The sequence below is a fragment of the Sodalis praecaptivus genome, assembly GCF_000517425.1.
GTDB lineage: Bacteria > Pseudomonadota > Gammaproteobacteria > Enterobacterales > Enterobacteriaceae > Sodalis_A > Sodalis_A praecaptivus.
In genome coordinates this window covers 578712-591153 of sequence record NZ_CP006569.1, presented here as the reverse complement: position 1 = coordinate 591153, position 12442 = coordinate 578712, and the positions used below count along the sequence as shown (strand labels likewise).

Here is a 12442-nt window from a genome sequence, read left to right as displayed (position 1 = left end):
CACTATTTTGCCGCTATCACCAGTAAATAACGGCAGTCCTGCGCGCCAGGATTGGTAAAATTTAGCGGTAAATCAACGCCAAATGTCAGGCAATCCCCCTCGGAAAGGGCATAATGCCGTTCACCATAGGTGATCGCCAGCACGCCCGTCACGAGCCACAATCGCTGGCGGTAAGGCGCGGAACTCCAGCGGGGATAGCTGACGCTGGCGCCCGGCGGCAGGGTAATTTCGACCAACTCCAGTCCTGTATCGGCCTCGCGCTCCGACACCTGGCGGCGAAGATAGCCCGCCTCTGGATCGCGCCATAGGGTTTGTTGGTCCCGTGGGCGAAACCCGTCTTCGCCGCCGCGCTCGAGCTCGTCAATGAGCAATTCCGCTAACGGCACGCCCAGCCCCGCCGCCAGTCGCCCGAGCACCTGCGCGCTGGGACTGCTGTCTTGACGCTCGATTTTGGAAATCATCCCGCGGCTCACCCCGGCTTTTGCCGCCAGGGCCTCAATGGTCAGCCCCTGACGTTTACGCAGCCGCTGCAAACGCGCGGCGATAAGAAGATCGATTGACATGCCGGCGGATCCTTGATTAATTTAGTGGAAACATATTCATTATAGTGGAAACTGAAGCTTGGGGGAACGTGATGCATATCATTACCTGTCAGGAAACGCAGCATGCCGATGCCATGCTGGCAATTTTTAATGATGCTATTGTCAATACCACCGCGCTATACGACTATCGCCCACGCACCCGCGCGAGCATGACGGCCTGGTTTGCCGTTAAAGCCCGCGGTTCGTTTCCGGTAATAGGATTGCAAACCGATAGCGGGGAGCTGGCCGGTTTCGCGAGCTACGGTACCTTCCGCGCCTGGCCGGCCTACCGCTATAGCGTTGAACATTCCATTTATTTGCAGCAGGCTTTCCGCGGCCGCGGCCTGGGTAACTTGCTGCTGCAGGCGTTAATCACCGCCGCCGGTCAGCAGGGGGTACATGTGTTGATAGGCGCTATCGATACCGACAACCAGGCCAGTATCCGGCTTCATGAACGGGCCGGCTTCCACCCTAGCGGAACGCTGCATCAAGTCGCCTACAAATTTGGCCGCTGGTTGGATCTGGCCTTTTATCAATTGACGTTGTCGACCCCCGCGCAACCGGAAGAAACGGAAGCGCCGCTGCCGCCGCCAGATAAGCGTTAACCCTCCGGCGGCGTTACAGACTCGCGATACCGTCAGCGCTGACGCCGCTTGACGCCAGGCAGAGAAAGCGCCGCCGCGGATGCGGCATCAGGGTGACAGGCCCGGTGTCGGCGCACAAGGTGACGGTCGCAACATCGTTGCGACGCGGTCATATACCCGGTGTCACACCTGTGAGCACCGGAAAGTGCGGTCAGGACGCATGAGGGCGCGCGGCGTCCCGCAGGCGCTGTTGCGGTTTCGCTGCTGCGGTGTGATAAGGATCCCTCTATTTTCCCGCCGATCCATTATGCTGAAGCTTCGAGCGCTGACAACATTTGCTTAACCTTTTCGCCCGTGCGGCCTTTTATTGATTAATGGGAAACGTTTATGACGAAAATTTTTTCCTGCCTGCCTACCGCGCTGTTAACCCTATCATGTTTCACCGCCGCCCCGTCACAGGCGGCAGAGTCCGGCGCCACGCCGGCGGATTACCATCTGGTGCAGGTCCTGGCATTAAGCCGACACGGCATCCGCGCCCCGCTGGTCAATTATGGCGACGCGCTGGCGGAGGCGACGCCGCACCACTGGCCGAAATGGCAAACGGAGGGGGGGCTGCTGACGCCCAAAGGCGGAAAGGTGGAAAATCATGTCGGACACTATTTCCACGCATGGCTGGCGCAAAATCATCTGTTCGGCGAACGTGGCTGTCCCAAAGGTGACGCGGTTTTTGTCTACGCCAATAGCCTGCCGCGCACGATTGATACGGCGAAATTCTTTCTCGACGGTGCGTTTCCCGGCTGCGATATTCCTGTGAATCATCAAACGGCGGTGGGCACGATGGATCCCACCTTCAATCCCATCATCACCGCGGCGGTGAGCGAAAACTTCAAAACCGCGGCGTTAAATTCGATCGCGCAACATGCCGGGCCAGGCGGTATCGACGGCCTGAATACGCGGCTGAAACCCAACTATCAGTTGTTGGAACAGGTGCTGGATTATTCACAAAGCCAGGCCTGCCAGCGCGACAAACGGTGTAGCCTGGCGACACAACCCTCCTCGGTAGTTCTCGAGCAGGGTAAAGAGCCGGCCATTACCGGCCCCTTGCGCACCGGTACCGGCGCCTCGGACGCGTTTATGCTGCAATACTACGAAGGTTTCCCGCTGCGCGATGTCGGCTGGGGCAAAATCACTACCCCTGCGCAATGGCGCCAGTTGGAAGCGATAAAGAATTTGTACCATGAAACGCTGTTCGGCTCCCCTGCCATCGCCGCCAATGCGGCGAAACCGCTGTTAACCTTTATCGCCGGCGCGCTTAATGCGCAGCCGCCGCAGGGAGAACGCCAGCAGGCGGCTCAGCGCGCGGCATTGACGCTGCTGGCCGGCCACGACTCCAACATCGCCTCGCTGCTGGCGGCGATGAAAGTGCGTGATTACCAGCTTCCGGATCAGTTTGAACGTACGCCAATCAGTGGTGCAATTGTGTTTCAGCGCTGGCATGATGACAAACAAAATCGGGATTTGATGAAGATCGAATATGTCTATCCCACCAGCAGGCAAATACGCAACGACAGTGCGCTGTCGCTGGCTTCACCGCCGCGGCGCGTCACGCTCGCCATCGACGGCTGTCCCCTGGATGTCGCCGGTTTCTGCCCGATGAGCGACTTCAAGCAGGCGGTCATGCAGGATTTGCGGGGCTAGCGCCCGAGGTTGCGCCGCGCAGGGCCCCCCGGCGGCGCGTCAACCGTTGACAGGAGGGTTTTATGCCGGAAACCACACACCGTCCCACTCGACCGAAGCTGTATGTGATTAAAAACCCGCGCCGCTTGCCGCCGCCTCATCTGTCCACCGGCGACCGGGTAATGCTGTTTGACGGCGAATGCGTGCTGTGCCGACGGATGATACAATGTTTAATTCGTATCGATAGCCGTCAGCGTATTCGGCTTGCCACCGTACAATCGCCGCCGGGTCAGGCGTTGTTGCGCTGGGCCGGTTTGCCGGTGGATAATTTTAATACCATCGCCTACATCGCCCAGGGGCAGGTTTCGGTGCGTTCGGAAGCCTTCTTGCAGGCGTTGAACCAGCTGGGCTGGCCGTGGCGGGCGCTGGCGGTGATGCGCATCCTGCCGCGCGGGCTGCGCGACAGGCTTTATGACGGCGTGGCCCGCCATCGCTATCGCTGGTTCGGTAAACTGCCCGCCGGAACCCTGCCGCCGGACGATAAAGGCGGCAACCGCTATCTCGATCACGGTCAAGACTGCCCCAAGAGCGGTTCCGCCGGTTAACGCCGGCGAAACCGTTGGCATTGTCCGGGCCCAGAGTTATGTTGTCGGCGCGCCCGCCGTGATTCTGAAGACGTCCGCACCGTCGGCGCGGGGTCTTATCAAGCGCTGGCCGATGTCAGTATGTCGTCTTCTATTCCCAATCCCCGGGCCACCGCGCGGCCATAATGCGCATCCGCCCGCAGGAAATGCGCGATTTGCCGCAGTTGGACATCGCGGGTCACCGAAGCCAGGGCTCTGACCAGATTGGCCGTCAGCTGACTTTTTTGCTGCGGGTCCATCAAGCGGTAAAGATCGCCGGCCTGGCTATAGTAATCTTCATCCTCACGGTGATCGTAACGATCCGCCGGGCCACTGAAATTCAGCGGCGGCTCCCTGAACGCGGGCGCCTGACGCGGCGCGGCGCCGTGGCTGTTTGGCTCATAATTGGGCGTACCGCCGCCGTTGCCGTCAAAGCGCATGGCGCCGTCACGTTGGTAATTGTGATAGGGACAGCGCGGCGCATTGACCGGCAGCTGCTGATAATTGGTGCCAATGCGGTAACGTTGCGCATCGGCATAGGCGAAAACCCGCCCCTGTAGCATTTTATCCGGCGACAGACCGATGCCGGGGACCACGTTGCTGGGGGCGAACGCCGCTTGCTCAACCTCCGCGAAGTAGTTATCCGGGTTCCGGTTAAGTTCCAGGATACCCACTTCCTGCAGCGGATGGGTTTTCTGCGACCAGACTTTAGTGACATCGAAAGGGTTTTCCTGGCGCTGCGCGGCTTCCAGCTCGGTCATGACCTGGATACACACCCGCCAGCGCGGATAATCACCCCGCTCGATAGCGCCGAACAGATCCCGTTGCGCATAATCCGGGTCGCTGCCCGCCAGGCGGCTGGCCTCTTCCACCGACAGATTTTTAATGCCCTGCAGCGTTTTAAAATGCCATTTAATAAAGACGCGCTCGCCTTCAGCGTTAATCAGGCTGTAGGTATGGCTGCCAAAACCATGCATAAAACGGTAACCGTCGGGAATACCGCGATCGGAAAACAGAATGGTGACCTGATGCAGCGATTCCGGCGATAACGACCAAAAGTCCCACATCATTTGCGGCGATTTTAAATTGGTTGCCGGATCCCGTTTTTGCGTATGGATGAAATCAGGAAACTTCAGCGGATCGCGGATAAAAAATACCGGCGTGTTATTACCGACCACGTCCCAGTTACCCTGCTCGGTATAGAATTTCAGCGCGAAACCGCGCGGATCGCGCTCGGTATCCGCCGAGCCACGTTCACCGCCAACGGTTGAAAAGCGCAGTAATACCGGGGTCTCTTTGCCGATGTGCTCAAACGGCGACGCCGTCGTCAAACGGCGGATGTCCTGCGTCACGCGGAATGTCCCATAGGCGCCGGAGCCTTTGGCATGCACGCGCCGCTCGGGAATGACCTCGCGGTTAAAATGGGCCAGTTTTTCCACCAGATGAAAATCATCCAGCATCAAGGGGCCGCGCGCGCCGGCGGAACGGGAGTTTTGATTATCGGCCACCGGGATACCGCTGGCGGTAGTTAACAGCGTTTTATCTTTCATCATATTCAGGCTCACGGTAAAGGAAAAAGCTATCTGAGCCCACTCTATAGCGCAGCGGTAGTCGGCGCTAATTCATTGCATCTATTAACGCGATAGCTGAAAAAATAGCTTTCCCCGCCGTTTTTGTCCGCAGCGATAGGATTGAATTAGCGATAAAAACCAAGCTGTGCCATAACATCACCAACGCCATGAACATCAGCCGCGCCCTTCCGTCTCTGGGGCGCCTTCTGTCGCTGCCGGCGTCCGACAGAGACAGAAGGCGTAGCCGTTTGCTAGCGTTTCTCCCGCGCTCGGGAGAGGCGATCGGAACAGGGTGCCCGTTTTAGACCGATGCTACCGGCGGCCCCCGGCGGGTAGAGCCTCTGATAACCAATTCCGCGCCCCGGCTCAAGCAGGGTTGCCGAGGTGTCTGGCCGGACATCAACAAAAAAAGTTGATCGATGGCCAGCCTGGCCACGTCATCCAGATGCAGATTCACCGCCGTCAGCCCCGGCCAGGTTTCGCGGGCGCGGATACCGTCATAGCGGGTCGCGATACGCATCTCCTGGGGAATTGACACGCCCGATTGAGTAAAAGCACGCACCGCGCCGGCGGCAAACGTATCGACCAGGATCAAAACGCCATCCACCTGCGGCGCGTCCCGCCGCAGCGCCAGCGCCGCCTGGAACCCCGCCTGTTCGCCATCGGTCTCATTTAACCGATAAACGCGCGGCACAATGCCGTGCTGCGCCGCATAGCGCAAATAGTCTTGTTCGGTGTCCTGATAAGCGCTGCGGCCGGTATCGCCGATAAACAGGGCAATATCGCGCGCGCCGCTGGCGCTGAGGTGGGCCAACAGCAGCGCGGCGGTCTGCGCCGATTGCAAATCCACGAAGGGCATCACGGCCTCGGTGTCCGGCGGCCTGCCGATAGACACCACCGGCACACCCCGCCGCCGCAGCCCGCTAAGATAAGGGTCGTCCACGCACGGCTCGATCACTAAAGCGCCATCCATTTCCAGATCCTCTACGCCCAAACTTTGCGGCGGCACCAAAATAAGCGCCAGTTTTTTTTCCAACGCCGCCAGGGCCGCGGTCATCGCCACTTCCATCATAAAACCCAGTTTGGCGGGTCCGGATGAGACGGCGGCAGGCATGGAAGAAAACAGCGCAATCGTATTGGCTTTGCCGGTACGCAAACCGCGGGCGCGCAGATTGGGGATATACCCCAGTTCGCTAATCGCCGCTTCGATGCGCAGGCGGGTACCGGCTTCCACATACCGCCGCCCGTTGATGGCATTGGAGACGGTCGCAGGCGAGACGCCGGCGCGACGGGCAACATCAATCAATGTGGCGCGACGGGCTAAACTCTCAGGCGGTGGCGGAGCAGCGGACATGATAATTTCCTTAGCGTCATCGAAGTTACTTATACATTAAATAACATTTACTTATACATAAATTTCGTTTAACGGCGTCTTGACAGGATCAATAGTAAAAGGTTTTACTAAAAATATATAGCGCCCCTTGTTATCGCGAATAATCAAGCATGGCGCGTTTTTTTCCCCTGCCTAGTAAAACGTTTTAATCCCCCCTATTGGGGCAATACTTGGAGCCATTATGTCCCAAACCGCAACCCTCTGTGATCAAGTAACGGTACGCCGGCGCGCCACCGGCCTCATCCTGAACGACCGGCAGCGCAGCGCGGGTGGCTTTACCCTGTTTGCGCCGCAAACGGCGCAGGGGAAGGTGTACCTGATAGATAGCGACGGCGACATCGCCCATCAATGGCAATTGCCGGTACGGCCGGGACGTGATGCGGTGATCCTGCCCAATGGCAACCTGGCTTATAACGGGAGTCACGCCACGTCTGCCGCGCTGTATCCGGCCTGGGATATTTGGCACGGCGGCGATTTTTATGAAGTCACGCCCGGTGGCGATATCGTTTGGCATTATGAGGACATTCACCATCATCACGATGCCCAATGGCTGGCCAACGGCCATCTGCTTTACACCGCCGCGGAGCCTATTCCGGCGGCGATTGCCGCGCGCATTTGCGGCGGCGACCCGCGCCGGGATGCCCCTGACGGCGTTATCCAGGGGGATGTGGTGCGGGAAGTGAATCGCGCGGGGGAGATTGTTTGGGAATGGCGTTCCTGGCAACACCTGCGGCCGGAAGATTTCCCGGTGCAGGCTATTTTTGATCGTCGCCACTGGCCCATGATCAATGGCCTGTCCTTGACCCCCGAGGGCCTGGTGCTGATGAGTCTACGCGTTACCTCGGGGGTAGTGGCGGTCAGCCGCGCCAGCGGCGAAGTGGTCTGGCATGTAGGCCATGACGTCCTGGCGCAGCAGCATACCCCGGTGCAGACCGCCAGCGGGACGGTACTGGTGTTTGATAACGGCAACGTGCGCGCCGGCGTCACCTCGCCGCACTCCAGAGCGCTGGAGTTCGATCCGCACAGCGGCAACATTACCTGGCAATACAGCGATCCGCTGCCGCCGGCCTTTTTCTCGCCCTATATGGGCAGCGCCCAGCGGTTGGCCAATGGCAATACCTTTATTTGCGAATCGGCGTTCGGTCGACTGTTTGAAGTCACCCCCGAGGGCGAAACGGTTTGGGAGTATGTCATTCCCTTCTTCGCTGAATATCCAGACAGCGTGAAAGGGGTGATAAGCGGCCATCAAAACAGCGCCTTTCGCGCCCACCGCTATCCGGCGGCGGCGATCCCTTGGCTACCGACCGGGCATGCCTGACGCCGCGGCCTTACGCTATTGCCTGAAGGAGTCGAACATGTCTGATGTTGTCGCTAACCAAGTCGTCTCGCTGCTGCGTCCCCTGCTCTCTTTCGCCGCCGTATTGCTGCTGTGGAGCGGCCTGTCGGCGCTGGCGCTGTTCCCTGAAACGATTGTGCCCTCGCCGTGGAGCGTGTGGGCGGCGGCGGTGGACATGGCGAGTAGCGGCGTGCTGCAAAGCGATTTGGCTATTTCGGCCGGCAGGGCGGCCGCGGGCTTTGTTATCGGTGCCAGCCTGGGCGTTGTCACCGGGCTATTAACCGGGCGGATAGCGCTATTTCGCCTCTTGCTGGCGCCCTTTTTGCATCTGATGCGGCCTATTCCGGCCATCGCGCTTATTCCGGTGGCGATTGTTTGGTTCGGCATCGGCGAGGGGTCAAAGTATTTCGTTATTGCCTATACGGTCTTTTTGACGGTGTGGTTCAACACCCATCACGGCATGGAGTACGTCCCGGAAATCTATTTGCGCGCCGCGCGTTCGCTGGGCGCCAGCCGTCTGCGGGAATTTTTCGTGGTGGTGATCCCGGCCGCCGCCCCGCATATTTTCGCCGGCATCCGACTGGGCGTCGCGCTGGCTTTTTTAAGCCTGGTAGCCGCCGAATTGTCCGGCGCCTCGTCCGGCATCGGTTACCGGTTACAGGAGGCCCGACAATATATCAGTACCGATCGCATGTTCGCCCTGCTCATTGAGCTTGGGATCCTCGGCGCGCTCATGGACGCCCTAATCCACCGCATCGGGCGCCGCCTGGTGCATTGGCAACAATACTAATCCGGGAGGGTAAAGCATGTCAGGCCACGTTGCGATTGACGATATCAGTATCCGTTACCCCGCCCGGCGCCAGGCGCCATTGGCGCTGGACGTTACCCGCCTCGAGCTGGCGCCGGGCACCTTTAGCGCCATTATCGGACCGTCCGGCTGCGGCAAGTCGACCTTATTAAACGCGATTGCCGGTTTTATTGCGCCCGCCAGCGGCCAGATCCGGATTGACGGCCGCGTGCTGAACGGCCCGGATGCGCAGGTGGGGGTAATATTTCAGCAATATGCGCTGTTCCCCTGGCTGACGGCGCTGGGCAACGTGAAATTCGCGCTAAAGCGCTTCAATTTATCCCGGGCGGAACGGCATCGGCGCGCATTGGCGGCGCTAGAAGAGGTCGGTCTCGCCTCGCTATGCCATCATTATCCCGGCCAGTTATCCGGCGGCCAAAAACAGCGGGTGGGTATCGCCCGTACGCTGGCGTTTGAGCCGCGGGTATTGTTGATGGATGAGCCCTTTGGTGCGCTGGATGCACAAACGCGCGGGGTTATGCAGGATCTGCTGTTGCGCGTTTGGCAAAAACACCGGGCGACGGTGCTGTTTATTACCCACGATGTGGACGAAGCGCTGCTGCTGGCGGACCGCATCGATGTGATGTCCGCCGCGCCGGGCAAAATTATCCGCAGCTATAGCCTGAACCAGCCGCGGCCGCGGGCGCTCAATCGCGAGAATGCCACTCTGTTGGATATCCGCGAAGAGATTCTGTCATTACTGCGACCGCTGGCGCAGCCGTCATGACGCCCTATACCGCCATCAACAGACGGCATCCTGCCGCGAACAACGGCTACCCCACCGACCAAAACCAACCACGGGAAACACGATGAGATTAACGCAAGTTTGGCGCATTGCTGCGGCGTTACCGGCCCTAATGATCATGGCGGCGTCTGCCGCGACGGAAACGGTGACGCTTGCCTGGTCGCCGACCCCGCTGATGCCACAGGTAGAAATCGCCCTCGCTAAAGGTTACTTCAACGACGCCGGCATTAACCTGCGGCGCATTAATTTCCCCAGCGGCCGAGAAGCCTTCGAGGCGCTGTTGGGCGGGCAAGTGGAGGCGGCGACGTTAACCGAATTTCCCGCCATCACCGGCGCACTGCGTCAGCAGCCCTTTGGCATCGTTGCCGATGTCGCGCGCTACCGGGGTACGCGGGTCATCAGCTCGGCCAAATACGGCCCGCTGCGCAGCGTAAGCGATCTGGCCGGGCTGAAGATCGGCACGCCCCTCGGCACCAACACCGATTACTATCTGAGCCAACTGCTGAGCCAGGGGGGGGTGAGCGCGGATCGGGTCAATGTCGCGCCGGTGGATCTGATCCCCGCCCTACTCCGCGGCGATATCCAGGCCATAGTACCGTTCGCCGGCGTCGAAAGCGTCGCGCGCAAAGCGCTGGGCGCCGACTATCGCGAACTGCAAAGCGAAAGCTATCAATCCCACTTTCTACTGGCGGTGTCGCAGGGCGTTATCAACAACAAGCCCGCGGTGGTCAAAGGACTCCTGACGGCATTACTGCGCGCGGACGCCGATCTCAAACGCGATCCCGCCGGCGCCATGGCGCTGGTAGCCACATCCATGCACGGCACATTGCAGCAGGCCGCGCTGGAAGCGATGTGGCGCGATACCGATTTTGGTATTCAGTTGCAAAGTGATTTGCCAACGCTGCTGGCGTCGGAAGGGAAATGGATCGTACAACAACGCATCATCAAAGCCACCGATCCTTCGCCACAGACCCTGCGGCCCTGGCTTATCAGCGCGCCGCTGCGCGCGCTTGCCCCTAACGCAGTGGACCCGAGTCTGTAACGTGACGGCCGGTGCGGAGTCATATTCCCGCGCCGGCTCTCGCCAGGACAACGCGTGACCGTTGCTGGCGTCAGCTCATCGTGCGATCGTCAATATACTTGCGTTTATCCGGCGGCGGCGGGAAATACTGGTATAGCCAGGTTTCACTCAGCGCCTCCTGCCCGGTACGCAGGAACATACGCAGCTCGACGGGATCGACAGCGTCGCTGGTGGGCGTCCAGTCGAACAGAATGCGGTAGCCATCCATCGGTTTCACATACAGAATTTCAATATTGCTCACCTTGCCGCTGGACAGTGTGATGACCGGCTCGATGCCTTTATCCGCCGACGCTTTTAGCTGCCCGCCGACGAAATCGACGCCGAAACGGCGCGCCCAGGTATCTGGAAAATGCTCGCCGGGCGCCCAGCCTTCAGGAAATCCTCCCATGCCGGTACGGGTCGCCTTAACCCGGGCCAGCGGGCTGCTGACAGGGGGCTCGCCGCTCCAGTAAAGCCGATAGCGGAAACTGTATTCATTACCGGCTTTAATCGGCTCGGCGGGCTGCCAAAAGCAGACGATATTATCCAGCGTCTCGCCGGTGGTCGGGATTTCCAGCAGATTCACGCTGCCCTTGCCCCAGGGCCCGACAGGCTCCACCCACAAACTGGGCCGCTGATTGTACCAGCCGATAACATCTTGATAGTTGTCGAAATTATGGTCAAGCTGCAGCAAACCGAACCCTTTCGGATTGTCATCCTGGTAGGCGTTAAACTGCAATTTTTGCGGATTATTCAGCGGTCGACACACCCATTCGCCGTTGCCGCGCCACATCGCTAGCCGATCGGAGTCATGTATCTGCGGATGAATGGTATCGCACATGCGGCGCTCGTTGGTACCGCAGCTAAACATACTGGTCATCGGCGAGATCCCGAGCTGTTTGATATCGCTGCGGGCATGAATGTGTTTTTCGATATCCATCACGACACGCTGGGCCTCGCAGTGGATAACGAAGCGGTAGGCGCCGGTCGCGCTGGGGCCGTCCAGCAGGGCGTAGACGGTAAAGGTGGTATCGCTGGCTTTTGGCGTTTCAAACCAAAAGGCGACAAAGTCGGGAAACTCTTCCAGCTTATCGGTAAACGTGTCGATGGCCAAACCGCGAGCCGACAGGCCGTACTGGTAGGTATCATCCACCGCGCGGAAGTAGCTGGCGCCAAGGAAGGAAACCACGTCGCGCCGGGTGAGTTCCGGAGCCTTATTGACCTTGAAACCGGCAAAACCGAGGTTATCACGCCCTTCCAACTGCTGGGTATCGACGCCGGCGTTATGGTAGTTAAATAATTCTGGCCGGAAATGGATTTCCCGCGCCAAGGCTTGGCTTTGGTCCACGGCGTAAACGCGCACTCGGCGCTTGAAGCCCATACCGACGTGGAATAAATGGACATCCAGCTGGCGGTTGGGAATGTCGTGCCAGAGCGAATGATTGGCGTCGTATTGAATTTCGTTATAGGCCTGCGGCGTAAGCTCCGCCAGGGTTTTGGGCAACTCCGCCGGCGGCCCGCCGAAAGGCTTGCGTGACAAATCGGCAGCCAGGTTTTTCAGCGTGGAGAAATCGAAGTGGCTCGCGCTGCCGTCGGCAATGTTTTCCGCAGCCTGCGTTGAACGTGTAAACAATGTGGCCATGGTCGGCGCGCCGCAGTAAGCGGCCAGCGCCAGAGACGCTTTGATAAATGATCTTCGTTCCATGCCGGAATAGGTTCCTGTACTGGGCGATGTATTGTCCGTGTGGAGCCGTCTCACTGCAATAAAGACACCGGACTGCGGGCATCATGCTCCACCGGGTTGCGAAAATTTTCGACACCGTCGGGCGGGGAAAATTCATTGCGACGCTAAACACGCACCAAAGTTTACCGTAAAACGACACGGCCGGCATGGCCAAATTGCGGGCTTGGCCGGACAAACCGACCGCGCCCGTTATTGCCTGAATGCGCAACATCTTTCTGCATTCGCCGCCGCGACTGGCCGCTTATACTCCAGCACTACGACCGGGGCGCTATAACGGCCGT

The 12442-nt window shown here is 59.4% G+C and carries 11 protein-coding genes; 7 read left to right on the top strand and 4 right to left on the bottom strand.

Annotated elements, in window-relative coordinates:
• Nucleotides 1–2: 2 nt before the first annotated feature.
• The gene (locus SANT_RS02700; RefSeq protein WP_025420761.1) at nt 3–563 is read right to left on the bottom strand and encodes a helix-turn-helix domain-containing protein; all 561 of its coding nucleotides are present in this window, start codon (nt 561–563) and stop codon (nt 3–5) included.
• A 44-nt stretch (nt 564–607) separates the two neighbouring features.
• On the opposite strand from SANT_RS02700, the gene SANT_RS02695 reads away from it, so the two are divergent.
• The 3 genes from SANT_RS02695 to SANT_RS02685 all read left to right on the top strand — a co-directional run bounded on the left by SANT_RS02695 (nt 608) and on the right by SANT_RS02685 (nt 3447).
• On the top strand, nt 608–1186 hold the full coding sequence (locus tag SANT_RS02695; protein ID WP_237234640.1) for a GNAT family N-acetyltransferase: 579 nt from the start codon (nt 608–610) through the stop codon (nt 1184–1186).
• Between the two features lie 366 nt (nt 1187–1552).
• Nucleotides 1553–2863 (top strand): bifunctional glucose-1-phosphatase/inositol phosphatase, encoded by a 1311-nt coding sequence (gene agp / locus SANT_RS02690; protein ID WP_025420759.1) that lies wholly within the window; start codon nt 1553–1555, stop codon nt 2861–2863.
• A gap of 62 nt (nt 2864–2925) precedes the next feature.
• Nucleotides 2926–3447 (top strand): thiol-disulfide oxidoreductase DCC family protein, encoded by a 522-nt coding sequence (locus SANT_RS02685; protein WP_025420758.1) that lies wholly within the window; start codon nt 2926–2928, stop codon nt 3445–3447.
• A 98-nt stretch (nt 3448–3545) separates the two neighbouring features.
• Here the strand turns inward: SANT_RS02685 and SANT_RS02680 are convergent, their stop codons facing one another.
• Entirely contained in the window at nt 3546–5015 is a 1470-nt protein-coding gene (locus SANT_RS02680) for a catalase (protein WP_025420757.1), read from the bottom strand.
• 322 nt (nt 5016–5337) lie between these two features.
• Nucleotides 5338–6390, bottom strand: a complete 1053-nt coding sequence (locus SANT_RS02675; protein WP_051440081.1) for a LacI family DNA-binding transcriptional regulator — start codon at nt 6388–6390, stop codon at nt 5338–5340.
• A gap of 220 nt (nt 6391–6610) precedes the next feature.
• On the opposite strand from SANT_RS02675, the gene SANT_RS02670 reads away from it, so the two are divergent.
• The 4 genes from SANT_RS02670 (at nt 6611) to SANT_RS02655 (ending at nt 10399) form a co-directional block, all read left to right on the top strand.
• Nucleotides 6611–7747, top strand: a complete 1137-nt coding sequence (locus SANT_RS02670) for an aryl-sulfate sulfotransferase (RefSeq protein ID WP_025420755.1) — start codon at nt 6611–6613, stop codon at nt 7745–7747.
• A 37-nt stretch (nt 7748–7784) separates the two neighbouring features.
• The gene (locus SANT_RS02665) at nt 7785–8555 is read left to right on the top strand and encodes an ABC transporter permease (RefSeq protein WP_025420754.1); all 771 of its coding nucleotides are present in this window, start codon (nt 7785–7787) and stop codon (nt 8553–8555) included.
• A 16-nt stretch (nt 8556–8571) separates the two neighbouring features.
• The gene (locus SANT_RS02660) at nt 8572–9339 is read left to right on the top strand and encodes an ABC transporter ATP-binding protein (RefSeq protein ID WP_025420753.1); all 768 of its coding nucleotides are present in this window, start codon (nt 8572–8574) and stop codon (nt 9337–9339) included.
• An 82-nt stretch (nt 9340–9421) separates the two neighbouring features.
• Nucleotides 9422–10399 carry an ABC transporter substrate-binding protein gene (locus tag SANT_RS02655; RefSeq protein WP_025420752.1) on the top strand — a complete coding sequence of 326 codons (978 nt, stop codon included), beginning with the start codon at nt 9422–9424 and terminating at the stop codon, nt 10397–10399.
• A 70-nt stretch (nt 10400–10469) separates the two neighbouring features.
• Here the strand turns inward: SANT_RS02655 and SANT_RS02650 are convergent, their stop codons facing one another.
• A complete protein-coding gene (locus tag SANT_RS02650) occupies nt 10470–12122 on the bottom strand; it encodes a glucan biosynthesis protein D (RefSeq protein ID WP_025420751.1) in 1653 nt (550 codons plus the stop codon).
• Between the last annotated feature and the right edge of the window lie 320 nt (nt 12123–12442).

What these genes read in the sequence shown, in the direction of transcription:
- SANT_RS02655 (WP_025420752.1), top strand. Translation starts at nt 9,422, where the DNA reads ATGAGATTAACGCAAGTTTGGCGCATTGCTGCGGCGTTACCGGCCCTA.
- SANT_RS02665 (WP_025420754.1), top strand. Translation starts at nt 7,785, where the DNA reads ATGTCTGATGTTGTCGCTAACCAAGTCGTCTCGCTGCTGCGTCCCCTG.
- SANT_RS02685 (WP_025420758.1), top strand. Translation starts at nt 2,926, where the DNA reads ATGCCGGAAACCACACACCGTCCCACTCGACCGAAGCTGTATGTGATT.
- SANT_RS02675 (WP_051440081.1), bottom strand. Translation starts at nt 6,390, where the DNA reads ATGTCCGCTGCTCCGCCACCGCCTGAGAGTTTAGCCCGTCGCGCCACA.
- SANT_RS02680 (WP_025420757.1), bottom strand. Translation starts at nt 5,015, where the DNA reads ATGAAAGATAAAACGCTGTTAACTACCGCCAGCGGTATCCCGGTGGCC.
- SANT_RS02670 (WP_025420755.1), top strand. Translation starts at nt 6,611, where the DNA reads ATGTCCCAAACCGCAACCCTCTGTGATCAAGTAACGGTACGCCGGCGC.
- SANT_RS02660 (WP_025420753.1), top strand. Translation starts at nt 8,572, where the DNA reads ATGTCAGGCCACGTTGCGATTGACGATATCAGTATCCGTTACCCCGCC.
- agp (WP_025420759.1), top strand. Translation starts at nt 1,553, where the DNA reads ATGACGAAAATTTTTTCCTGCCTGCCTACCGCGCTGTTAACCCTATCA.
- SANT_RS02650 (WP_025420751.1), bottom strand. Translation starts at nt 12,122, where the DNA reads ATGGAACGAAGATCATTTATCAAAGCGTCTCTGGCGCTGGCCGCTTAC.
- SANT_RS02700 (WP_025420761.1), bottom strand. Translation starts at nt 563, where the DNA reads ATGTCAATCGATCTTCTTATCGCCGCGCGTTTGCAGCGGCTGCGTAAA.